At 40.5% G+C, this 24,622-nt stretch carries 21 protein-coding genes; 12 read left to right on the top strand and 9 right to left on the bottom strand.

Annotated features, from left to right (window positions below; all coding sequences use genetic code 11):
* Window positions 1-4: 4 nt before the first annotated feature.
* Window positions 5-1,822, top strand: a complete 1,818-nt coding sequence (gene treZ, locus IQ31_RS24400; protein WP_145330723.1) for a malto-oligosyltrehalose trehalohydrolase — start codon at window positions 5-7, stop codon at window positions 1,820-1,822.
* 53 nt (window positions 1,823-1,875) lie between these two features.
* Here the strand turns inward: treZ and IQ31_RS24395 are convergent, their stop codons facing one another.
* On the bottom strand, window positions 1,876-2,028 hold the full coding sequence (locus IQ31_RS24395) for a lmo0937 family membrane protein (RefSeq protein ID WP_120333750.1): 153 nt from the start codon (window positions 2,026-2,028) through the stop codon (window positions 1,876-1,878).
* 433 nt (window positions 2,029-2,461) lie between these two features.
* Between IQ31_RS24395 and IQ31_RS24390 the strand changes: the two genes are divergently transcribed.
* Window positions 2,462-2,962, top strand: a complete 501-nt coding sequence (locus tag IQ31_RS24390; protein ID WP_075993110.1) for an RNA polymerase sigma factor — start codon at window positions 2,462-2,464, stop codon at window positions 2,960-2,962.
* 163 nt (window positions 2,963-3,125) lie between these two features.
* On the opposite strand, the gene IQ31_RS24385 is transcribed toward IQ31_RS24390, so the two are convergent.
* A complete protein-coding gene (locus IQ31_RS24385) occupies window positions 3,126-3,410 on the bottom strand; it encodes a hypothetical protein (protein WP_075993109.1) in 285 nt (94 codons plus the stop codon).
* Between the two features lie 246 nt (window positions 3,411-3,656).
* On the opposite strand from IQ31_RS24385, the gene IQ31_RS24380 reads away from it, so the two are divergent.
* Complete coding sequence (locus IQ31_RS24380; RefSeq protein WP_075993108.1) at window positions 3,657-3,842, top strand: hypothetical protein; 186 nt, start codon at window positions 3,657-3,659, stop codon at window positions 3,840-3,842.
* A gap of 188 nt (window positions 3,843-4,030) precedes the next feature.
* Here the strand turns inward: IQ31_RS24380 and IQ31_RS24375 are convergent, their stop codons facing one another.
* On the bottom strand, window positions 4,031-4,594 hold the full coding sequence (locus IQ31_RS24375; protein ID WP_075993107.1) for a YciE/YciF ferroxidase family protein: 564 nt from the start codon (window positions 4,592-4,594) through the stop codon (window positions 4,031-4,033).
* A 310-nt stretch (window positions 4,595-4,904) separates the two neighbouring features.
* Here IQ31_RS24375 and ligD point away from each other — a divergent pair, with 310 nt between their 5' ends.
* From ligD to IQ31_RS24350, 5 genes are all read left to right on the top strand, one after another.
* The gene (gene ligD / locus IQ31_RS24370) at window positions 4,905-7,667 is read left to right on the top strand and encodes a DNA ligase D (protein WP_145330721.1); all 2,763 of its coding nucleotides are present in this window, start codon (window positions 4,905-4,907) and stop codon (window positions 7,665-7,667) included.
* A 16-nt stretch (window positions 7,668-7,683) separates the two neighbouring features.
* Window positions 7,684-8,595, top strand: coding sequence for a cation diffusion facilitator family transporter (locus tag IQ31_RS24365; protein WP_088163585.1), 912 nt, complete (start codon window positions 7,684-7,686; stop codon window positions 8,593-8,595).
* A 153-nt stretch (window positions 8,596-8,748) separates the two neighbouring features.
* Window positions 8,749-10,863 (top strand): catalase, encoded by a 2,115-nt coding sequence (locus IQ31_RS24360; RefSeq protein WP_075994852.1) that lies wholly within the window; start codon window positions 8,749-8,751, stop codon window positions 10,861-10,863.
* 109 nt (window positions 10,864-10,972) lie between these two features.
* Window positions 10,973-11,836 (top strand): SDR family oxidoreductase, encoded by an 864-nt coding sequence (locus IQ31_RS24355; protein WP_145330719.1) that lies wholly within the window; start codon window positions 10,973-10,975, stop codon window positions 11,834-11,836.
* 228 nt (window positions 11,837-12,064) lie between these two features.
* Window positions 12,065-12,745: a DUF421 domain-containing protein gene (locus tag IQ31_RS24350; protein WP_075993105.1), complete on the top strand. Its 681-nt coding sequence runs from the start codon at window positions 12,065-12,067 to the stop codon at window positions 12,743-12,745.
* A 353-nt stretch (window positions 12,746-13,098) separates the two neighbouring features.
* Here IQ31_RS24350 and IQ31_RS24345 read toward each other — a convergent pair whose 3' ends face one another.
* A complete protein-coding gene (locus IQ31_RS24345) occupies window positions 13,099-14,412 on the bottom strand; it encodes a mechanosensitive ion channel family protein (protein ID WP_145330717.1) in 1,314 nt (437 codons plus the stop codon).
* Between the two features lie 178 nt (window positions 14,413-14,590).
* Here IQ31_RS24345 and IQ31_RS24340 point away from each other — a divergent pair, with 178 nt between their 5' ends.
* The 3 genes from IQ31_RS24340 (at window position 14,591) to IQ31_RS24330 (ending at window position 18,940) form a co-directional block, all read left to right on the top strand.
* Complete coding sequence (locus IQ31_RS24340; protein WP_145330715.1) at window positions 14,591-15,580, top strand: NAD(P)H-dependent glycerol-3-phosphate dehydrogenase; 990 nt, start codon at window positions 14,591-14,593, stop codon at window positions 15,578-15,580.
* Window position 15,581: 1 nt separating this feature from the next.
* The gene (gene ggpS / locus IQ31_RS24335) at window positions 15,582-17,846 is read left to right on the top strand and encodes a glucosylglycerol-phosphate synthase (protein WP_145330713.1); all 2,265 of its coding nucleotides are present in this window, start codon (window positions 15,582-15,584) and stop codon (window positions 17,844-17,846) included.
* Between the two features lie 236 nt (window positions 17,847-18,082).
* Window positions 18,083-18,940, top strand: a complete 858-nt coding sequence (locus IQ31_RS24330; protein ID WP_145330711.1) for a helix-turn-helix domain-containing protein — start codon at window positions 18,083-18,085, stop codon at window positions 18,938-18,940.
* Window positions 18,941-18,985: 45 nt separating this feature from the next.
* Here IQ31_RS24330 and IQ31_RS24325 read toward each other — a convergent pair whose 3' ends face one another.
* From IQ31_RS24325 to IQ31_RS24305, 5 genes are all read right to left on the bottom strand, one after another.
* Window positions 18,986-19,888, bottom strand: coding sequence for a hypothetical protein (locus IQ31_RS24325; RefSeq protein ID WP_075993100.1), 903 nt, complete (start codon window positions 19,886-19,888; stop codon window positions 18,986-18,988).
* 18 nt (window positions 19,889-19,906) lie between these two features.
* Window positions 19,907-20,602: a hypothetical protein gene (locus tag IQ31_RS24320; RefSeq protein WP_075993099.1), complete on the bottom strand. Its 696-nt coding sequence runs from the start codon at window positions 20,600-20,602 to the stop codon at window positions 19,907-19,909.
* Between the two features lie 91 nt (window positions 20,603-20,693).
* The gene (locus IQ31_RS24315; RefSeq protein ID WP_145330709.1) at window positions 20,694-21,941 is read right to left on the bottom strand and encodes a helix-turn-helix domain-containing protein; all 1,248 of its coding nucleotides are present in this window, start codon (window positions 21,939-21,941) and stop codon (window positions 20,694-20,696) included.
* Window positions 21,942-22,130: 189 nt separating this feature from the next.
* Complete coding sequence (locus tag IQ31_RS24310; RefSeq protein ID WP_070565714.1) at window positions 22,131-22,727, bottom strand: hypothetical protein; 597 nt, start codon at window positions 22,725-22,727, stop codon at window positions 22,131-22,133.
* Between the two features lie 173 nt (window positions 22,728-22,900).
* Complete coding sequence (locus tag IQ31_RS24305; protein WP_088161916.1) at window positions 22,901-23,497, bottom strand: Crp/Fnr family transcriptional regulator; 597 nt, start codon at window positions 23,495-23,497, stop codon at window positions 22,901-22,903.
* 540 nt (window positions 23,498-24,037) lie between these two features.
* Between IQ31_RS24305 and IQ31_RS24300 the strand changes: the two genes are divergently transcribed.
* Complete coding sequence (locus IQ31_RS24300; RefSeq protein ID WP_075993096.1) at window positions 24,038-24,616, top strand: Crp/Fnr family transcriptional regulator; 579 nt, start codon at window positions 24,038-24,040, stop codon at window positions 24,614-24,616.
* Window positions 24,617-24,622: the final 6 nt, after the last annotated feature.

The following is a 24,622-nucleotide window of genomic DNA, read 5'->3' as shown; positions in this document are numbered from 1 at the left end:
ATATATGAGCAAGACAGGAATTCAACAATTGGGTATTCGTCGCAATGGTGACCTTTGGCAGATTCGCGTATGGGCTCCAATGGCAAAGAATGTGCTTTGCCGATTTTATCAAAAAGATATGGAGATCGCGCTTAAGCCCCAACAATATGGTTATTGGTACGCGGAGACTGATTTGTTAACAGCTGGAGATTTATACTGGATCAGTGTCGATGGCAACGAATTGCCGGATCCGATTTCGCTCTCCCAGCCAGAAGGTGTACATGGTCCCTCAAAAGTCGTTGATCTTACTTTTTCTTGGACCGATAATGACTATCGGCCTCCAGCATTGTCTGATTTTATTATTTACGAGCTTCATGTAGGAACATTTACCTCATCCCATGATTTTGATGGTGTTATCAAAAAGATTCCCTATCTGAAAGATTTGGGGATCACTGCTATTGAAATTATGCCTGTTGCACAGTTTCCTGGTGAAAGAAATTGGGGCTACGATGGTGTTTTTCCTTTTGCAGTGCAGCATTCCTATGGTGGCGCTTCGGAATTTCAAAGGCTTGTGAATTCCTGTCATGAGGCCAATATTGCGGTAATTTTGGATGTTGTCTATAATCACCTCGGGCCAGAGGGAAACTATTTCTCGAATTATGGCCCATATTTTACCGACAAATACCATACGCCCTGGGGTAATGCGCTGAATTATGACGATAGCTATTGTCATGGACAGCGGGATTTGGTACTGAACAATGTACGCATGTGGTTTGAAGACTTTCATATCGATGCGCTGCGTTTGGATGCGGTACATGCAATCAAGGATTTTAACGCTGTTCATATCCTTCAGCAAATTCGTAAGGAAACGGATGAAATTATTGCTAAATCCGAAAAAAGCCATTTTCTTTTTATTGAATGCGATCTCAACGATAGACGATTTTTAGACCCATTAGCGAAAAATGGTTTCGGGATGGACGCACAATGGCTAGATGAATTTCACCACTCTTTAAGAGTAAGCGTGGGCGAACCCAAAAAAGGGTACTATGAGGAATTTAGTGGATTGGCCGATCTCGCAAAAGCTTATGAAAAAGCATATGTATTCGATGGTAACTATTCTCCCCATCGGGAAAAATTCTTTGGAACGGACACTCTCGGTATCAAAGGGGATCATTTTATAGTTTTCTGCCAGAATCATGATCAAGTCGGCAATAGGATGATGGGCGATCGCGCGGCTTCACTCTATCCTGTAGAAACAACGCGACTTATGGCCTTTGCCGTGTTCATATCCCCGTATCTTCCTTTACTATTCATGGGAGAAGAATGGGGTACAGAAAGAGCTTTTCCCTATTTTACCAGTCATAGTGACCCCAAACTTGTAGAGCAGGTGAGACAGGGAAGAAAAAAAGAGTTTGAAGATTTTTTTGAAGATTCAGAATTTCTCGATCCGCAGGACGAGACGATATTTAGGAATACCGTTTTGAATTGGGACGAACAGGATAGCGAGGTCCATCAGAAACATTTATATTATTATAGATCCCTGATAGCATTCCGTAAAACCAATCCTGTGCTGAAAAATATACAGCGCGATGAAATGACGGCCAAATGCCTCCCGGAGCAAAAAGTACTTATCTTAGCGATGAAGAAAAGCGATAGTTCTTTATTTGTACTGATGAATTTTTCTGCCACTGTACAACAGGTAACGCTGCCTGAAGATCTGCAATGGAAAATTATATTTAATACGAATGAAATGGATGCCGCGGTTTTGTCAGATACTGATTATGCTCAAATCACTGTCGCATCGCTAAAGCCTTGGTCAGGTCAGGTCTATATTTCTATCTAGATGTATGGTATATAAAAATTTTTATATACCATACATCAGATTTTTATATCGCGTTAAGCAGCCCCTCGGATGACACGTAACAGAACGACAATAATGGCGATAACTAATAAAACGTGAATTATATTACCTGTAGCATAACCTCCAAAGAAACTAAACGCCCAAATAATGACTAAAATAACAGCAATGATATATAATAAATTTCCCATAATATATTTGTTTTTGCAGTAGAACAGCCTTCGATGGATTATGGTTTGAATGGATAAAATTTAAACGTTAGTTGTTCGTTATCAATCGTCAGTTGTTAGTTATTAATAAGGTGTACAGTTGTCAGCGGCCGACTACCAAACTGGTTTGCAAATAACACTTTAGAATCAACGTATTTATAACATTTCCCATATATAAATACCCTATTGTCTTTTTTTATTATTTGCTTATTTTTTTATCTGTATTTAAAATTAAGGGCAAAAATCCATTAAAATTTGCTTAATAGGCTTTGTAAATAAGGACAACGTATTTTTACCGCTAACGATGCAATTTATTTTACGGGCAAATTGGCCCTCAAAATTAGCACTCTTCTTGTTATCCTTTTCTTGTAAAATCATTTTAAACAATCAGTTGAATAAAGAAAGAGGATAAGTTATGAACAACCACAATTTAAATGTACTCATCAACGAAAAAAGAAGTTTACTTCATCATTTTGCTGCTAAATTTACTGCTGATCCGGATGAAAAGGAAGACCTGATCCAAGAAACTTGGATACGCGCATTGAAGTCCATAGACAATTTTGTTCAGCATCCGAAGCTAATGAGCTGGTTATATGTAATTATGAAACATACTTACATCAATAAGTATAGAAAAGCAAAGCGTACCACCGAAATTCAAGATCAATATGTGGTCTTGGAAAGTACAAATACAATAGAACTCAACAAAGGGATCAATAAGTTTATGGCCGAAGATATCGAACGGGCGATGAACAGCTTAACGGCGGAAAACTATGAAATTTTTCGTTTGTTTTTAGATGGTTATAAATACCATGAAATTGCATCCTATTTTGATATGCCAGAAGGTACAATAAAAACTCGAATCCATATGGTAAGAAAAAAGCTGCAAAAACAGCTTAAGGTCTACCGGTTAAATTGACAATCCCTACAAATAAAACAAGAGCTAACGTTTCAGTTTAGTTTGATATTTGCGAAAGGCTGACCTTTTAAGGTCAGCCTTTCTTTCGTATACTTTCAAAACAATAGTCCTTTGCGGAAATCGTATGTTCATCAACTGAACATGATTGCACTCCGACGAAGGTTCATCCTGGCTGCAGCTTTTCAACTATTTTCCAATTGTCCTCTTTTTTATCATAGCGAAGTAGCCAGGTTTCCTGGGGGACTTTCTCTTCCTTCCCGGTTGAATGTTCACCCACCGTAATCGTGATCTCTAAAGGAAGAGCATGCATAATTTCGGCATAGGCTTTTTCGCCGCCAAGGAATTCGATAATTGCTGGCATCGCATTATAACCAATTTCCGGGCTGAATAAGAACTCAGCTATGCCGCCATAATGAATCTCAGTACCATGAAAAATAATACCATTCATAATCTTACAAATTGAAAGTTAAAGTTATAGTGATCTTATCTCAGGTCATAAATTTTGGAATTTTGATCTGCGATAATTCTAACAGTCGTATGCCATTTTTGTTTTTTTAGCAATCCAATAATTTATTTTACAAAAGCAATCTATTTGTTTTTGAGACGTGTTATATCAGTAATTAAAAGCAGGAGCTTGAGGGTGAAATAGAAAAATTTTCAGGCAAAAAGGATTCAAAAAAATAATATATTCATCATGAACGTAAAAAGAATATTTGGAACTATTCTCACAGTATTGGGTATTGTAGGACTAATCTATACCGGCTATGAACTGATCATGAAAAGTAATGCCTATACGAATTTGGCAGTAGTCGGCATTTTGGCGCTTATTTTCTTCTCATCAGGAATAAGTCTTGTGAAGAACACTAAAGACGAGTCTTAAAGGCGGTTCATTTTGGCAAGTCTAATTTTCGGCGTTTGCTAAACATTAATGAAGGTCGGATTATCAAGTCCGACCTTCATACATGAATTTTACTTAATATAGTTGAGAATATATATAACAACTATATACCTCGCATTGTTTTCGTAAAAAGCCTTTAGCTGTTGGCCAAGGTTTTTGCTGTATTTCAACTATTCTTGGACAGCCTTGTCGTTTACGAAACCGCCTGCTATCCCTGTTAATGCTTCGTCGGTATCCTTCTCATTGTCTAAGGTATTTTGGAGCAGTGAAGCTACATCGTCGTGTCCCATCGTTTCTGCAAATGTGCGAAGAGTACCGTAAGTAGCGATCTCGTAGTGTTCTACTTTCTGTGCAGCAAGGATGAGGCCTGCATCTCTGGTAAAAGTATCCTTTTCTGTGTCAGAAATGATCGAATCGGCTTCATCAAGCAGACCCTGCATAGCGTCACATTTTTTAGCAACAGCTTTTTCTCCCAATTGCTCAAATACCTGTTCAAGAGTTTCTATATGTTTCTGAGTTTCCTTGGTATGCTTTTCAAAAGCAGCGGCGAGTTTTTCGCTAGTTGCAGCTTTCTGCATTTTGGGTAAAGCTTTCACTAAGTGTTTCTCGGCCCAATAAATGTCTTTTAGTTCATCGACAAAAAACTCGTGGAATTCACTGTCTTTCATTTTTCCGGTATTACCAGAAGGTTTTTTTGTGGCATTTTTTGCCGGTACAGATTTCGTAGTTGCCATAATAAAAATTTTAAGTGTTATTGCATAGATAACCCAGCCCAAACCACTTTAGTTCAATAAAAGATATTTAACTGTTACCATATAAAAGCGAAAGCGATATTCTCTTCTTAGGTTTGGTATAATCCTGTTAGCGTAACCTTTCGCACACCAATATTGTTCAGATTAGTATTTATCAGGCCATAAAAAGCAATTTGCTAAATGAGAGAAAACCATTTCGTATTGAGTTTTGTGCTATATCAAAATCGAATTAACTGGTAGCGTAATATGCATTTTATTATTTACCAATATATTAATTTTTAAAATACCGATCATGGCCGATAATAAATCAAAAAAGGGAAAAACAGCTAGAAACAGATCATCTAAAGATACAGTTACGGGATTAACTAAATATCGGCAAAAGCGTACCGAAGAGAAAACCCCGGAACCCTTTGGCGGGAAACCAAGTGGAACAGAATTACGCTTTGTGGTTCAGAAACACGATGCTTCACATCTGCATTATGATTTTCGTCTTGAAATGGATGGTGTTTTAAAAAGCTGGGCGGTACCTAAGGGGCCTTCAGTTGATCCAGGTGTAAAACGTCTTGCTATGATGGTTGAAGACCACCCCTATGATTATCGGAATTTTGAAGGAATCATCCCAAAAGGGCAATACGGCGGCGGTACAGTTATTGTCTGGGACGAAGGAACCTATGAACCTGCTGAGGGCGATTTTAAGGACGTTCCGAAACAAGAAAAAGAACTTTTACATCAGCTGTATTCTGGTAAGCTAAAATTCAAACTCAATGGCAAAAAACTCAAAGGCGAATTTGCTCTTGTTAAAGCCCACGGCAGGGGAGATAACGGCTGGCTGCTGATGAAACTGGATGATAAATATGCTAGTGAAGAAGACATTACGATGAAAGATAAGTCGGTGCTATCTGGCAAATCCATTGCGCAGATGGAGCAATCTCCAGATCATGTATATGGAGAACGTATCATTAAAAAAGACAGTACCGTTAAAGATAAACGCTCCGTAAAAGCCAAAGCATCTGAGCTTATCAATGATCAGCTTGATGCAGTTCCTAAAAATAAATCTCCGAAGAAAACAGATCTTCAAGATTTATTAAAAAATACACCAAAGCAAAAATTCTATTCCCACATTGAGCCCATGTTTGCCACATTGGTCGATAAGCCTTTTGATGATGAAGACTGGATCTATGAAGTAAAATGGGATGGGTATCGGGCGGTAGCTTTTATGAACAAAGGGGAAGTGGAATTGAATTCCCGCAACGATAAAAGCTATAATGAAAAATTCTATCCCATTTATGAGAATTTAAAGGAGCTTGGATTAAATGCTATATTGGACGGGGAAGTAGTGGTGCTTGGTGAAAACGGAAAGGCCAATTTCGGGTCTTTACAAAATTGGCGCAGTGAAGCAGATGGCGATCTAGTTTATTACGTATTTGATATCCTTTGGTGCAATGGGCAAGATTTAAAAGATCTTACGCTGCTTGAACGTAAAACTATATTAAAGGAAATCTTACCAGAACAGAAAAGCATTCTAGTCAGTGAACATTTTGAAACTTCGGGAACCCAGTTCCTCGAAGAAGCCAGGAAACTGGGCCTTGAAGGAATTATGGCCAAACGAAAAGATAGTATATACCATGTTCATAACCGTTCAAAGGACTGGCTAAAGATCAAGGCGAATAAAAGGCAGGAGGTCGTGATAGGCGGATACACGCTGAATGATAACTCCAGTAAGTTATTCAGTAGTATTCTTGTAGGTGTCTATGAAGGAAAAAAATTAGTCTATACAGGTAAAGTCGGTACAGGTTTCAATGAAAAATTACAGAAGCAGATGATGCAGCGTTTTAAACCGCTGATCATTTCTAAAACGCCTTTCAGTGAAGAACCAGATTTAAACAAACCATCACGCTTTAGACCCAATCCACCACACGCCTCGGTGACCTGGCTTAAACCCGAGCTCGTCTGTGAGGTTAGTTTTACGGAATTGACAAGTGATGGCGTAATGCGGCATCCTTCTTTTGATGGAATACGCGAGGACAAAAGTCCTAAGAAAGTTATTTTGGAGGAGGAATCTCCTATAGCAGAATTCGTTAATGACATGGAAGATAAAATGATTACTCCACGAAGTAAAGGTGAGCGTAAGACCCTATTGAATCCGAAAGATAATACGCAGGTCAAAAAGATCAATGGGCATGAGTTAAAATTCACGAACCTAGATAAGATCTTTTGGCCAAAAGAGGGAATAACAAAAAGAGATCTTATCAATTATTATTATCAGGCAGCTCCATTTATATTGCCTTATCTAAAAGATCGTCCCCAAAGCATGAACAGATTTCCCGATGGTATTGAAGGTGAAGGTTTCTATTTCAAGAACGTAACGGATACTGCTCCGGACTGGGCGGAGACATATCTTTACCATAGCGAGACTGATAACAAGGATAAGCATTATTTGGTCGGAAAAGATGAAGCGACACTGCTTTACATGGTCAATCTTGGCTGCATTGAGATGAACCCCTGGAGTAGTACGGTCAAAAAGCCCGAAAATCCATCATTCTGTATTATCGATTTAGACCCGGATAAAAATTCCTTTAATCAGGTCGTTGAGGCAGCACAGGTAACGAAGAGCATCCTAGATGATATGGGCGTTCCAAGTTATTGTAAGACCAGCGGTTCTACTGGCCTTCACATCTATATTCCGCTCGGGGGGAAATACACCTATGATCAGTCCAAGGAATTTGCCAGGGTGATTGTCACATTAGTTCATAATGAGTTGCCCAAGTTCACCAGTTTAGAACGGTCCATTAAGGATCGGAAAGGAAAAATGTATCTGGATTTTTTACAGAATAGACCCCATGCAACCATTGCTGCAGCCTACGCTGTCCGTCCTAAACCCGGTGCAACGGTATCTATGCCGCTTCATTGGGATGAAGTTAAGAAGGGGCTGAAAATAAGTGATTTTCATCTCTTGAATGCCATAGAAAGGATGAATAGTGAAGGTGATATTTTTAAGCCTGTCCTTGGTAAAGGTATTGATCTCAAAAAAGTAATTGAAAAATATACGAAATAAACGCATCAAAACCTCCATGGATAATCCGGAATTAAAAACCAGTAATAAAAAATCAATATACAGTGCACTCGCGGCGAATGTATTAATTGCATTAACTAAATTCATTGCAGGAGCATTTACAAATAGTTCCTCCATGATTTCAGAGGGTATTCACTCAACGGTAGATACAGCAAATCAATTGCTCATACTTTATGGCTTGAAAAGAAGTAAGAGGTCACCCGACCAGTCTCATCCTTTTGGTTATGGCAAAGAACTATACTTTTGGTCTTTTGTTGTTTCCATTCTGATTTTTGGGCTTGGTGGTACATTATCTATTTACCAGGGTGTAGCTCATATCATGGAACCCGAATTAATGAGCGATCCTTTTTGGAATTATATTGTACTCATACTCTCCTTAATTTTTGAAGGAACTTCTTTTTTTATTGCTTTAAAAGAATTCAATAAAACCCGCAATGGTATGGGGTGGTGGGATGCAATTATTAAGAGTAAAGATCCTTCCAGTTTCCTTGTGGTCTTTGAAGATGGTGCAGCTGTGGCAGGGCTAATAATCGTTATGGTACTCATGGGACTAAGTCATTACTTGCAGATTCCTGAATTAGATGGCCTAGCTTCAGTAATCGTAGGCTTGTTGTTGGTTTTTGTATCCTTTATATTGGCTAGAGAAAGCAGAAGCTTATTAATGGGAGAGGGAATTGCTTCAGAAACAAGATTGAAAATTGCCCAGCTTGCTGAAAAGGATTCGGCTGTTATAAAAACTAAAAACATACTATCCACTTATCAATCGCCAGAGTACGTTGTATTGATGCTTATTATTGATTTTGAAGATCATCTTGAAACAGAGGAAATCACCGAGGCGATACGCCGGATTCGTGAGGATATAAAAAATGAATTTAAGTTTGTACACTTTGTGATTATTCAACCAGAATAATCAAATACAAGCCCATTTAACACGCAATCAATACATCATCTTCAGGCCAATAGCGTCAGAATTGTCGGTAATCCTGGCAAATGTAAATACCTGCCAAACCTTTCAGACTTTGGTTTTGTTCACCTGATGGATCAAACCAGAAGAGCATTAGATATGAAAAAAGAAAAGAATTTAAAAACTGCTGAGATAGATCAGCATTTAGTGGATAATTCCGAGCAGATTATGACCACCAATGATGGTGTGCCTATTTCCGACAACAACAATACATTAAAGGCGGGTGAGCGGGGGCCATCATTACAACAGGATCATATTTATTTTGATAAGCTGATGCATTTTGACCGCGAACGTATACCAGAACGTGTCGTTCACGCGCGTGGATCAGGAGCTCATGGAATTTTCGAAGCGACCGCTGACCTATCTCAATATACAAGCGCAGCATTTTTAAAAAAAGGAACGGTAACGCCTCTTTTTACTAGATTTTCCACAGTAGCAGGTTTCAAAGGCTCTACCGACCTTGCTAGAGATGTACGAGGTTTCTCTGTTAAATTCTATACCGAAGAAGGTAACTACGATCTTGTGGGAAACAATATCCCAGTTTTTTTTATTCAGGATGCGATGAATTTTCCAGATCTCATCCATGCCGTAAAACCAGAGCCGAACAACGAAATGCCTCAGGCGGCATCTGCACATGACACCTTTTGGGATTTTGTATCACTGATGCCCGAATCTGCACACATGATCATGTGGACGATGTCAGATCGTGCAATACCCCGAAGTTTAAGGATGATGGAAGGTTTTGGTGTCCATACATTTAAATTTGTGAATGCCCAAGGAAAAGGCACATTCGTTAAATTTCATTGGAAACCCAGATTAGGAGTACATTCAGTCGCTTGGAACGAAGCCCAAAAGATCTCAGGATTTGATGCTGATTTTCATCGAAGAGATCTCTATGAAGCTATTGAAAGGGGCGATTTTCCGCAGTGGGATCTCGGCGTTCAATTGATTCCTGAAGCGGATGAATTTAAATATTCGTTTGACATTCTGGATGCGACAAAGATTATCCCAGAGGAACTGGTGCCTGTTCAGATTGTCGGAACGATGACACTAAATCGAAATCCAGAGAATTTTTTTGCAGAGACCGAACAAGCCGCTTTCGATCCCGGAAGGTTAGTGCCAGGTATAGATGTTTCGGATGATCCGCTTTTGCAAGGGCGAATATTTTCGTATATGGATACCCAAAATTATCGATTAGGTGGTCCGAATTTCCATGAGCTTCCTATCAATCGTCCCGTAACCGGCAAACATAATAACCAAAAAGATGGTTTTGCGCGGTCTGAGATTCCTACAGGTGCCGTGAGTTATTTCCCTAATAGTAAAGCTGCAGGCTGTCCTTATCATGCAATGCTCAATGATGGAGTAGGATTTGAATCCCATAAGCAACCTTTTGATGGCTCGAAAATTAGGGCCCGCTCAGATTCCTTCGCAGACCACTTTACACAAGCAAGACTATTTTTTAATTCACAGAGCCCAGAAGAACAGGATCACATGGTCAATGCCCTGAGTTTTGAGCTTTCGAAAGTAAATGATGTCAATATACGAAAGCGAGAACTGGCTATTTTGAACCAGATAGACCAAGGATTAGCAAAAAATGTTGGTTCAAACCTCGGGCTTACACCGCCAAAAGAACTTGATCCTTTAACCCTCAAATTTGCACGTCAGAACCATCCCGAATATCCGCTTAAACCAGTCAAACCCGAAGTTGAAAAGTCTGCTGCTTTGAGTATGAAAGTAAAAGACGGCGAGGGTACGATCAAGAGTAGAAAGGTTGCTTTTCTTGTTGATCATGGAGCTAGCAAATCCTCCATAGATAAAATGAAAACAGCACTCGAAAGGGAAGGGGCGCAAGCAGTGCTAATCGCATCTCATGTAGGAAAGATCCGGTTCAAGGAAGGGACAGAAGAAGATATCCAACATTCCTATCTTACGGAGGCATCAGTTTGTTACGATGCATTCTACACAGCAGCAGGCGAATCGGTCAAAACTCTTGCGGAAAATGCCGATTACCTTCATTTTATCAATGAAGGTTACCGACACTGTAAGGCCTTGGCATTTGCACAAGGTGCTGAAGAGTTAGCTGAAAGATCATTTATTAAAAAAGATAAAGGCGTTATTTTCGAAAGCAAGGACAATTTAACAGAAGATTTTATAGCGGTAATGAAAGGCCACCGTGTTTGGGAGAGAGAAAAATCCAGAAAGGTACCTTCTTGATTTCTTGATATACAACAAATAGTCCTTCGGTAGAACGACTATTTGTTGTAGTCGAATAGAAGGAGGACCGGAAATCAGAAATTGCTTATAATTATTTACAAGAAGTAGCATGAAAAAAGAAGCAAGTAAAAAGATTCGACCGCTGCAAAAGCAAAAGCGACCGGGATTGGAAATAAATATGGTACCAATTCCTGACACGTCTCCAATACAGTATCCTGCAGAAGGAAAATTAAAAAATAAGGTCGCATTGATTACGGGCGGAGATAGCGGTATCGGCAAAGCTGTCGCTCTGTTATTTGCGAAGGAGGGTGCTGATATTGTTATAGCCTATCTTAGTGAAACAAAAGATGCAAAACAAACCAAAAAAGAGGTTGAATCCTTCTCTCGAAAATGTGCGCTGATTAAAGGTGATTTGCGAAAAGAAAATCACTGTAAAAAAGTCATTGAAATTGCAATAAAAGCGCATAAGAAAATTGATATTATAGTTAATAATGCGGGGCTTCACTGGGAAACAGAATCAATTGAGAAAATTTCCACTGAGCAGTTAATCAATACTTTTCAGAATAATTTCTTTTCCTATTTCTGGGTTACGAAGTATGCCATACCTTATCTTAAGAAGGGAGCAAGCATAATTAATACATCCTCGGTCACTGCCTATCGAGGCAGTCCAAAGTTGATCGATTATTCTGCAACAAAAGGTGCAATAATTTCGTTCACACGGAGTTTGTCAGCAAATCTTATAGTTAAAGGAATTCGGGTCAATGCTGTTGCTCCAGGTCCGGTATGGACACCATTGATAGCATCATCTTTTGATCCTAAAAAGAACTCCGAATTTGGAAGCGACTCTCCAATGAACAGGGCAGGAATGCCTAATGAAATTGCGCCAAGCTTTCTATTTCTAGCCAGCGAAGATTCACATTTTATGAGCGGTCAAGTTTTACATCCCAATGGAGGAGAAGTCGTAAATGGTTAGTAAACGTATAACTCATAATCAGCCCAGGAAGTCGTCTACCGGGCGATCTTTGAAAACCGAGAGGTAACACGCTTCGGCTAATTGCGCATTTTCGTCAAACTAATTGCTTCTTAACAATCAATAATTTATATATATTGTTTTTGCTGAGTAAGGAACTATTGCAACCGGAGGAATGTTTTAGGATTGAATGTGCGGAGGCCACATTAAGATTTTTGGTTTTAAAAGGTTATGATTGATATACAAAAAATATTTGCTGAGGGGGTGGAAATCTCCTTTCTTGTTGAAATAGGAGCGAGAACAGTAATAATGTTTCTTCTAATATTGATAATTCTAAGGCTCTCGGGTAGAAGGGGAGTTCGACAGTTAACTCTTTTTGAGGTTGCGATTATTATCAGTTTGGGCTCAGCTGCGGGAGATCCAATGTTTCAAGAAGACATACCGATTTTTCATGCGATTGTTGTTTTTATAGGTGTAATTTTCGTCTATAGGTTGATCACCTGGCTCGCCTCCCGATCAGAGAAGATTGCCCATTTATTGGAAGGTAAAGTTTTACCTGTAGTAAAAGATGGTGTCTTTGATATAAAACATGAAAAGGATAATAACTTTTCACATATGGAATTTTTTTCTGAACTGAGAAATTTAAATGTAGAACATTTGGGACAGGTTAAGGAAGGGATTCTAGAAGTCGATGGAACCTTAAGCGTTTTATTTTATGCGGATAATGATGTGAGATATGGGCTACCATTATTCCCATCATCTTACAAAATGGTTGATGTATCGAGTTCCGAAGGGCCATTTGCATGCATGTATTGCGGTCATGTTTTATTTAGTTTTGAGAATGATTCCCAGTCATGTCCAAGGTGCAATAAAACACAATGGAGCATAGCCTTGAATTCACGAAGAGTTTAGAATAAATAATACCATGTATTATTTGAACATATCATAGGATGGTGCAGTAAGACCGTTTTTATTCGAAGGATTAAGGGTTGATCAGATGAAAATACCATTTGGGAAGAAGTTTGTGACATATAGACTCTTCAATCTGAATCGCCGAATCTACACTGTACTTTTGAAAATATATCCTGTTGATATAGTGAAAACTATTTACGATATGGAATGTATGATGTCAGGCCTCTAAATGCCGGCAAAGAAGGCCCGTATGCTAAACTATGGGAAACCAATTTAGCCGGTCTTTTGATAGCTGCCCAGCGGCAATAAGATTGAAACCACCGGGCAAGCTTAGGTTTATCGCAACAAAGGAGCTACTGTTGGGAACGGGGGGCCATCGCGCCGAGCAGCCGCAGGTCGTCCGATGCAGGCAGTTCAAATACCTGCAGGTGAAAGTGCTTAATGGCAGCTAGTAGATGGTCAAATATATCGGCCATCGTATCTTCGAAATAGGCCCATTGTGTCCCCTTGGTAAACATGTAGAGTTCCAGCGGAATACCGTATTCACTAGGGGCTAACTGACGGACCAATAAAGTAAGTTCCTGATGGATATTGGGGTTATGTTTGGCATAGGCGAGTACATAGGCCCTGAACAGGCCGATATTGGTCATCCTGCGACCATTGACGGGCGAGGAGCTGTCTGTACGCCAGGTTTTATTGTACTCGGCAATCTCGCGCTCTCTTTTTTCGATATAAGGAGCCAGCAGCCGGATCGTTTTTAATGCCGTGATTTCCTCCGCACTGAGGTAGCGCACCGAAGACATTTTAATGTTCAATGCCCGCTTTATCCGACGGCCACCAGTCTCCTGCATTCCACGATAGTTTTTGAATGAATCGCTCAGTAGGGTATAGGTCGGAATGGTGACAATGGTCTTATCCCAGTTCTGTATCTTCACATTGTTGAGGTTGATCTGCAGCACGTCGCCGTCCACACCGTATTTGGGCATTTCTATCCAGTCTCCTACACGGACCGAGTCATTCGCGGACACCTGAATACTGGCCACAAAGCCCAGGATAGTGTCTTTAAATACGAGCATGAGGACGGCGGACGCCGCCCCAAGTGAGACTAGAAAGGACCAAGGTGAATTGCCGGTCAGCAGGGAAACGACCAGTGTACCGATCACAAAAATTAAAAAGATCTGTACCACCTGCAGGTAGCTGTCGATGGGTTTGTCCTTAAACGCATTTGAACCACGAAAAATATCGCGGCAGGTTTTTAACAAGCTATTGGCCAGATGGTAGATGGTGAACAATAACACGATATCCAGAAACTTGACAATAGCGGCTGTAAGCACCGGAAAACCAACGAAGATCACCGGCAGCAGCTGCCGTGTAAGCAGCACGAGCAGGGTACGGCTCACGCGTACATGCACCTTGTTTTCCAACAGATAATCATCCCATTTGGTCGAGGTCCGCCGGGCAATCCGGTTTAATGCGGAATAAAATACTTTGCGCATGATATAATCGAGCGCATAGAGCAGCACCGCAAAAGCAAAAAGTAACCCGGCGGCCGTAACAATATGTGCCTGCTGCTCCGGTAAACCCAATTTTGCAAAGAGATTAAAAATGTACTGATAAATTGAACTTGATGATTGTTCACTGAAGTTAAGTATGTTTAAATTTTTCATATGAACAAACAAATTTACGAAGAAATATAAACACGGATTTTGGCGTGGAAAATACCCCTTTAACCCTGTTTTTACGCGTAAAGTTTGCTTATTGATTAATTTTTACGTATATTGGTGAATTAATAGATAACCCGACGGCGAAAATTTTCTGTTTCGCGTCTTTAAAACCCCCAACGATTTGAATGAGATTAGTGTGATAGGTGGTGGGAGTTGGGCCACGGCCCTGGTTAAAATTTTGACAGAAAATAGCATTTATACCAACTGGTACATGCGGCGTTCCGAGCAGGTGCGCGCGATAAACCAGGATGCTATTAACCCTGACTACCTATCGTTTTTAAAACTTGACAATACAAAAATTTATGCGTCCGATCAGCTGGACGAGATCGTGGCTCGATCGAAAGTAATTCTTTTCGTCGTGCCCAGTGCGCATCTGGACAGTGTTTGCGCCGCAATCCCCAAAGAGGACCTTGCTGAAAAATTTATCATCACCGCCATCAAAGGGACCGTCGGCCCTGACAATCTGCTCCCAAGTGCTTATCTCGCCCGGTATTTTGAACTGAAAGATTTTCAGCAGGCGATCATTGCAGGGCCTTGTCATGCCGAAGAAATCGCGCGGAACAAGAAAACCTATATGACGCTGTGCGGTCCGAATGAAACCTTTATCAGTAAGATTTCCAACGGGTTTGCTTCAAGCTATATGCAGGTGAATTATAGTCCCGACACCCTGGGTGTGGAGTACGCAGCCATTTACAAAAATGTGGTCGGTATTGTCTGTGGCATGGCCGAAGGACTGCATTATGGTGATAATTTTATGGCGGTGCTGGTTGCCAATGCCATTGACGAACTGGGACTGCTACTGCGTGCCGTCGGTGCACCCCATGTCCGGCTGGGCAGCTCTACCTATTTGGGAGACTTATTGGTGACGGGTTACTCCGCACATAGCCGCAACCGGACTTTTGGTAAATACCTTGGCCTGGGGTATTCGGTTTTCGAAGCCCGTCAGCTCATGGGCATGGTCGCCGAAGGATATGTTGCAACCAAGGGGCTGATGGCGACGGTCACGAGCCTTGGACTCAATTTACCCTTGTTACAGACAGCCTACCGTGTGCTATACAACCATATGGCTGCAATTGATGAATTTAAACTTTTAGAAAGGAATATAAGATAATATGCTATTAGCAACAGATTTAGACGGAACTTTTTTAGGCGGAAAGATGGAAGACCGCCTCAGATTATATAGACTGATCAAGGCCAGCCCGAATATGCAGCTGGTTTTTGTAACCGGAAGAGGACTGGAGTCGGTATTGCCGCTACTGAGCGATCCGCTCATTCCGGTGCCGGACTTTATTATTGCGGATGTGGGCGCCACAGTCGTTAACGGCCATAGCCTGGAAGCAATTGAACCGCTGCAAAGTGAGATTGAGGAAAAATGGCCGCAGACTTATGCAATCCGGGCAGCGCTGGAGGAAATACCGCAGTTGAATTATCAACATGTGCCGCAGCAGCGCCGCAGTTCATTTTATTATGAAGGAGGGGTTGACCATAGTCTGGTGCAGCAGGTGGCTGACAGGTATGACTGTGATATTATTACTTCGGCCGATAAATACCTGGACTTGCTCCCCAGAGGTGTCAATAAGGGGACAACATTAAAGAAGCTGGTTGAATTTTTGGCTGTCGATCCGGATGATGTGATGGTGGCAGGTGATACCCTTAATGACCTGGCCTTATTTCAGATCGGTTTTCGGGGTGTTGCGGTTGGAAAGTCCGAACCGGGTTTGCTGCAGGCCATTGATCAATTGGATACAGCGTACAGCGCAGAAGCTGCCGGGGCGGGCGGTATACTGGAATATATGGGCAAATACCGCCCGTTTCAGCAGTTGATTCGTGGAGAACAAAAATTAGTGCCTCAAAAAAGAAAGTCCAAAAAATCCGATCAGCTGGTGATGGTCTACCATCGGCTGCCTTTTGAAAAGGAATCGGTCAATGGTAAGACGGTGCGGGTAGCACCCAAAAGTCCAAATGGCATTATTCCTTCGCTGCTGGGCTTATTTGAAAAGGGACGCTCCGGTCTTTGGATCGGGGAGGAAGTCATCCAACAGGACGGAAAGCCGGTTCCAAATCAGTTGGTGGACGAAAGCCGATACCCTAATCTGGTCGCTTCCACCATATCGCTGTCTAAAGAGGATATCGATAAGTTCTATCGTGTATTCTCCAAAGAGGCGTTCTGGCCGACGATCTTTTCCTTTGTGGACCGGGCAAAATTCAACCACGAGGACTGGGAACATTACCTGATGATAAACAAGCGCTTTGCCGAGCGGATTGCCCGCGAGGCCGACGAGGAGGCGCTGGTCTGGATCCATGAGTATAATCTGTGGATGGTACCTTCTTTTTTAAAGACCATGCGCCCCGATCTGAAAATTGGCTTTTTTCACCATACGGCTTTTCCGGCAGCAGATATTTTCAATATTATTCCCTGGCGCAAAGAGATTATCGGCAGCCTGCTGCTCTGTGATTTTATCAGTTTTCATATCCCCCGTTATGTCGAGAATTTTGTGGATGTGATCCGTAGCCATACACCATTTAAAGTGGTCAAAAAAGTTGATGTCGCCAATCAGTTCCTGACCTATAGCTGTGCGCTCGGCGTCGATCAGATGACCAAGATCATAGAGGTAGATGGCCGGCAGATTAGGCTTGGCGCACAGCCGGTGGGGGTCAACAGGGATCATATCGAACAGATTTTGACAGATGATAAGGTTAAGACCGAGATCAATGCCCTCAAAGAAAACAAAGCCGGATCGGGAATAACGCGTATCATATCCATCGAGCGCCTGGATTACGTCAAAGGCCCCTTGGAAAAAATCCAGGCTTTTGGTGAATTTCTGGCCGAATACCCAGAATTTAGGGGCAAGATCGAACTGGTCAATGTCTGTACGCCGCCATCACAGGGGATGACGATCTATGACGAAATTCGGGATCAGGTGAATCAGGCCGTGGGCGAGATCAACGGTAAATATGCAACGATGAACTGGACCCCGATCCAATATTTTTACAGGGCCTTACCTTTTGAGGAAGTGGTCAAACACTATGCGCTGAGTGATATTGCCTGGATCACGCCTCTGCGGGACGGACTGAATCTAGTCGCAAAGGAATACATTGCGACCCATGGGTTATTGGAGACTCCCGGGATTCTCGTGCTCTCAGAATTTGCAGGTGCCTCGGTCGAATTGCCTTATGCCATATTGACCAATCCCTACGACCGTAAGAGCATGAAAGATGCACTGTTGAAAGCCTTGGTCATGGAACCCGGAGAGGCTCAGGTCAGGGCGCGCAGGCTGTACGAGCATATTGAGCACTACGATATCCATTACTGGGGGCGGGATTTTGTGAAAGAGCTCGAAAAATCGGGTAAGGCAATTGTTCCTGAAAAGAAGTAACTGCTAGTCTTAGGTGTCAAACGTGCTTTTTTAGTCATCTTAGAAAAAAAGAATTAGAAATCCGTGTTAATCTGGTTTCTTGAATAGAAGACAAAATAACGTTGAAAACGAAGCTGCTGGATGTATCCTTTAGGAAATCCCTCTATTTTACAAACAAAATTGTTTTAACGAGGGTTTTTCTTGAGGGAATAATTCAATAAAAAATAACGCGCAAAGTCTCGAAGAAAAAATAAAATATGATAAATACTGGTAATAATAATGAATTTCAAAATGCTTTCAGTGCAAGCTTCAGTTATTATTTTGACAATTTTGGAAATGAGGAGCAATTTTTTGATTCTGCCAAAAGATGGATTGATGATAAATATTTCTTGATTGTGTTTGGATGTTCAAATAAGGATCATCGTGGACAACATATCTTATTATTTTTCAGCAGCCAGTATTTTCCGGTCCAAGAAATAAGAGGATATTTTAAAGAAGGGGCTTATTTTGCATTCCGTTCAGATCTATTTACAGGATATAGTCTGCGAAATAAATTGAAAGAATTTGGGTTTCTAGAATACTCCATTCAGGAATCGATGATCTTATCGAATAACGATTACAGACTTATAAAAAATATCTTTGAACTGATAGACCTCGAGACTAAGATGCCCATGAGTGAAACGCAGTCTAAAATACTTATTTCTTATCTTGATTTGCTTTTACAACATATGCAAAGGTTTTATCAACAGTTAATGGAAGATAAGCTGAATGAGTTTAGAGCGTTACAAAAAGATTTCATGAGCGAGCTGCACACTCTTTTTGATAGCAAAAGAAAATGCTTGTCCCTACTTCCTAGTTTAACATTATTGTCCAGGAAACTAAATTGTACAACACGATTTCTCAATGATGTTTCTTTAAAAACTTCTAAAAATACAGCACAGTATCATATTGATAATTTTATTGTTAAAATAGCAAAGGAATTACTTGCTGAAACTGATTTATCAGTAGCTGAAATCGCTAAAAAAATGCAATTTGATCAACCTCAGTCATTAACCAGACTGTTTAAAAAGAAAACAAGAATTAGTCCACTCGACTATCGTATATCAATTATATGACAAATTTATTCCCAGAGGAATCAGCATTAGCCTAGCCAAATCAGTTCATTGGTCAAGCCAATGAACTATATTGAGCAAAAATTGAGCATTCTGTTTTGCGGCCGGATGGTTCATTCCTCTTTTTTCACTTTTGATGCCATGGAGTTGTGCCGAAAAAGGAGCACCATCTCCGAATACCACAATTCTCCCTTTCCCGAACTGCAGGTAAGCACCGTTTGCAAACCCTTTGCCCGACAATCGGGGAATATTGTCTGGAATAGGCCTTTTTATCTGATTCGCATCATTGGGTAGGTAGATGTCATATTCTTCATTTAATAAAGAAATAATACGTGCCGTCGTTGGTACGATAAAGCCAGTTCCGCCCCAGCACATAATACTGTCTATTTCTTTACCTGATCCAGTGGTTATAGAATTTGATAACAGTGTTTCTCTGTCCTTTGAAAAGATCTCGGGACGTCCATTCTTAGGTAAGGCAAAACCGTTCACGATATGAATACCAAATGCCGCACCGAGCGTTTGTACAGATCCGCCACAAGGCATGTGGTCGGTGACTAGAAATAGGCTTCCACCATCAAATACCCATTGGCGGAGAGTTTCTATCTCCTGATCGGTAAAGGCTGAATAGGTGGGTAATTTCCAGTTTTCCGGATTATATAAGGCATTTATACTGATATAGATTTTTACTTCTTTTAGTTGATCGTAAGAGATTTTTTCTTTAGCACTTCGGAGGCGATATCCATCAGCCAGAAGGAGATCTGAAAAAGGAGCGTAGGCTCCTCTCAAAGTAACCGGATTGTTGTGTGCCTCGTCAAATAGGAGTAGCGGTCCATCACCGATCCGGTGGTGCGGATCGGTGATGGGATAATGAAACTGTTCATCCGCCACCTGTTGGGCGCTAAGCTGAGCTGTACCCAGCAGCAGGAATAAGCAGGCAATAAATCTGTTCATAATATTTTTTTATTAGGATTATTGATCAGTTTTTAGCCAAAGATCATTTTCGAAACACTGCATCTGCTCTACCTTTCCATTGGCAACAGAAAATGTCAATGGAAAGGTGCCATCATCATTGAGGAAGAAAAATTCCGATCGTGGGGTAAATGAAATTGTTTTGTTATCCCACAATTGAGTAAGCGTTAGGCCTGTTGAGGAGGGATCTATTTGAATTTTAAAGTTGTTGTCATTTACCTTGAGGTAAGTTCCGGCAAGTTGTTTCAGTTGAGATGCGGTTAAACTCGCGATTTTAGTGGGGTCAAATGGCACACGCTCACATAAAATCCTACCCAGTATCTTGGTTTGGCTAAAATCGCCGGAATCATCCTTTAAAAATTCTATGGCATAGCCTTCGTTTTTGGATTCAAAATGCGTATCATCTTTACGGACCAGCTGATATCTTTTTTTCTGATCCCACAGCTGTGTCGCATACAGGTTGTTATCTTGCTCCTCGAAAGCAATGAAAGCTACTTTATTGGGTAGCTGGTAGTAGCCTTGAAATGATTTTAGTGGAACCAACTGTTGTTGCTGGGGGCTATCTTTAGAGGCGGACTGGGCAAATGTATCAATCGAAGCAAAAAGACAACATGCTCCCACCAGAAGACCATATGTTGCTTTGGAAAATTGGCGGATCGCTCTCGAGTACCCGCTTGGTTTGGTGTATTGTATCATAATTTCTTTTGTTGATATGATACAAGAGTAAGTCTTTTTGATAGGCTAACCGTCCGAATGGATGCAATCGAACAAACTTCATTGTGCCGAGTTAGTTTGATTGTTTACTATTGACTTTCATATATTCTGTCGGCGTAATGCCTGTTGCTTTTTTGAAGCTGGCATAAAAGGTTGTTCTTGAATTGAAACCTGCCCTTATTGCGATTCCAAACATATCAAGTAGCTTGGCCTCTTCGGATAATAAAAGTTGTTTCGCTTCCTCCGTGCGAAGCTCGTTGATAAACTGGTAAAAATTTTTCTGCAGTCCATTGTTTATGATGTAGGACAGATCGTGCGGATTGATTCCGATATGCTCCGCGAGGGATGATAGTGTTAAACCCGGGTCGAGATATAGCTTTTCAGCTGTAGTTTTCTGTAATAGTTTTTCTTTTAATGTGTCTACCTGTTGTGCTGTAAGCCGATCCTCGGCTTTAACCTTTTTATGCTGCGCTTCGTTGATGAGGTTTTTTGTAGACTCAATTGTGTAAATTGACCGTTGTGTTAGCGTTGCGTACCCAAGTGCCACTGTGCCCATAAAATATAAAATTGGGGCGACAGCACTAAAAACTAAATGAACCATAGCGAGTAGACGGACAACAATCATCAATAACAGCGCAATCAATAGGTACTTTAACCAGGCCATGTTTATCTTTTCCGTATAGGAAGATAGCTGGCGAATGTTTTTCTGGTGTATTTTAAAGAGGTTATAACAGGCAATCCAATAAAAGATACATTGTGCAAAAAAGAAATATTTGATAGTAAAGATGATCCATTGCGGTAATTGAGGCGGATGGATGTGTCTATTAGAAAGTCCGGGTATTAAATAAATGATGGAGAAGAAAACGAAAGCGAGGAATGGAAAAAAATGTAGTCCCCAATACCGAATTTTTGCTGTTGGTTTGACCATGTAGTGAACGGCCAGGTAGAAGCAGGGGAGTGTAGCCCATCGCGGGAGTTCCAGCGTATGGATCAATCCATTGCTCTCGATATGAAAACCTTCAAGAAAAAGCTGGGTAAATAAGCATGCCATCAAATAATACCAAGTCCCAAGCCACCGGTCTGCGTGGGAACAACTGTGGTTGACACCCATAACGATTAAGGTGCCGAGCAACAGAAATGCACCCGCTGAAAAAGCATGAAAGGTATAGAGTATATTGATCATGGGCCGTAGCAAGTTATCATTGTAACGTGAATTTAAACATAATTGATCAAATGGTGCTACATCATTCATATAGGTACCCCGATCCAACCATTTACGGATAGCGGGGCGACGAGTAAGCTTTTTTTTACAAATTAGCAATGATCTTTACTGGTCTTGTCCGTGTCCATCCAAACGGATAAATCTGTTAGGGTTCCATGCGATACAATATCAAACTGCTGTCGAATGAGATTACTGATATAGGTTGCTTTTTCGTTTTTCGGTTTATGCTTCGATCGCTTAAGCGGAGATAGTGATTTTATCAATGACAGCACAGTTCTCGATTATAGCTTATTGTTTCCATTTCACTTTTCCCTTATCGTCCAACATTTCGATAGAAGGGTTACCCAGACTGTCCACCTTTAAAATAATTCTCGGTATCTCATTGTTATCTTTCATCACCAAAGAAGCGTTCCCATTCTCTGTTAGTAGGTTTATCCGGTTAATATTATGCCCCGGCTTACCGGATAGATCTTTATCATTAATCAATAGACCAGCCCTGAAATAATTGTCGTGTTTATTATCCTGTGCCAGGATACCAATGGCATCGGCATTCTGATAATCAAATGCAAGTGCATTCAGGTTAGTCTCTTCATTATCGGTAATTGCCAAACCGCCTCTTTCGTCTCCATTTTTATCATAGAAAATCAGGCCCGCGGGAGCGTAAGCCCTTTTATATGTTTTCCCTTTGATAATAGGTTGCGGAATGTTATCTGTGTTTGCAATAACGACACGATTATTTCCAGATCTGTCCTTGATATCTATTCTTTCCGCGCTTAAACTGTGCTTGTTGTTCAGAAAAAAGTAGACCACACAAGCCATCAGTACGATATTGGAAAGAATAAGTGCGGTTAGAAATATTTTTAGTGTTTTGGAAATTGTTTGCATAATTTAATTTCAATTGTTAATTATTACGGTCTCCTATTCCAAACTTCAATTAATAGTACGATGCGTTCTATTTCAAAGAGTTTAATAGTATCCTTTATTATTGTTTGATAATAAGCAAAAATAAAGTGTGATTTCGACAACGCACTCTACATAGGTTGAGCGTAATGATTTTTTTATTTGTTTAGCCCTTTACGTATTCGGCTCAACTGTGTTGGGGTAATGCTCAGGTGCGAAGCAATATATTGTAGTGGAATTCTGCTGTCAATTCCCGGATGTGCCGCCAGCAATTTGAGATATCTTGTGGTTGCACTTTCGGTCAGTAAAGAAATTTCTCTTTCTTCATTAATGACGATCCATTTTTTCTCCAAATAGGCAATGTAAAGGTTTTTTAGTTCATCATTTTGATTGATAGCTGCTCTTGTTTGATGATAAGGCATACATAGCACAGTAGTGTTTTCAATAGCTTGCAGTTTAAAATCGTTGGGCGTTTTTATGATTGCCGAAAATCTTGTGCTCGCAAAATCCCTCTCCAAATAAATCCATTTATTCCAGATAGCTCCTTTTTCATCAATAAAATAAGAGTTTAAGGCTCCTTTACAGACAAAGAAAATGTCATTGGCGACACGCCCTTCCCTAAGTAAAACTTCATTTTTCTTAAACTGCTGAACGTAGGCCGTTTCAGCCAATAAATCAAATGCCTTATCCGAAATGGGATATACGCTTGTAACAGCTGTTTTAAAGTCAGCAAGATATTTTTCTGTTTCTGTCATTTGCTTTAGCGGGGCTATATTCGAATAAATATAACGTATATTTTAAATAGCTAAAATTGATTTTTCTTCTTCTTTGGATATTTCGATATCAATGACCACTAGATATATATGATAGATTTTATCTTGGTATTATTGTGCCTGAATTTGTAGCGGCAATAATAGTCGTCTGTATTTATTGTTCTGTTTCGTTTTTGAAACCGAAGCGTTATCCCAGTAGCTGCGGTGAGAATAATCTCTACCGATTCCGTATCGAGATCCCTGGCCGACCTCAACGAATAAAATTTCCAGATAAGTCCAAATCTGAGAATAAGTTATAAGTGTCGAAATAAAGGAACTATTTTGGCTACTTCATAAGTGGCTCCTTTGTAGGGGCTTATTGTTTTTTTGTCAATTTTTACCATCAACTCTCATCCTTTGCAGCATTTTCTTCGGCAAGCTTTCCTTTAAGTTATAGGACACCAGCTATCCCGATCACCCTTTGACTTTCTGATCCTGGCATAAAATTTTTTACGATCTTTAAAGAACCAATACGTCGCTATTATGATAAATATATTATTAAAAACGGTCACAGATGCAATAGACATTAATCAAGCAGATAGGGACCTGATTTCAAAACTTTTTAGGGAAAAGAAATACAGGAAGGGTGAATATTTTTTGCGTGAAGGGGACGTTTGCCGTTATGTTGGTTTTATTATCAGCGGTGTTATGCAGTATTATATCAACAATGATGGGGAGGAGAAAACATATGGATTTGGTAAAGAAATGGATTTTGTCTGCAATAACGAAAGTTTTATTCCCCAAAAGCCATCTAGGCAGATTATTCAAGCTCTTGAAGATTGTACACTATTGGTAATTTCTTATAATGATCTTCAAGTGTTTTATTCTGAGATCAAGAATGGCGAACGTTTCGGCAGGTTAGTGATAGAGCAGGTTTTTGTTCAAACCCTTCAAGGGCTTAATTCTTTTTATACTGATTCTCCCGAAATTCGTTATGAGAAATTTATAAAAGAATACCCTGAGCTAGTACAAAGAATTCCTCAATATTATATTGCTTCGTACGTCGGGGTGAAACCACAATCGTTAAGCCGTATCCGGAGCCGAAATACGAGGAGGGACTGAGTTATT

Source organism: Sphingobacterium siyangense, assembly GCF_007830445.1.
GTDB classification, from domain to species: Bacteria; Bacteroidota; Bacteroidia; order Sphingobacteriales; family Sphingobacteriaceae; genus Sphingobacterium; species Sphingobacterium siyangense.
This window is presented reverse-complemented; position numbering and strand designations above follow the sequence as displayed.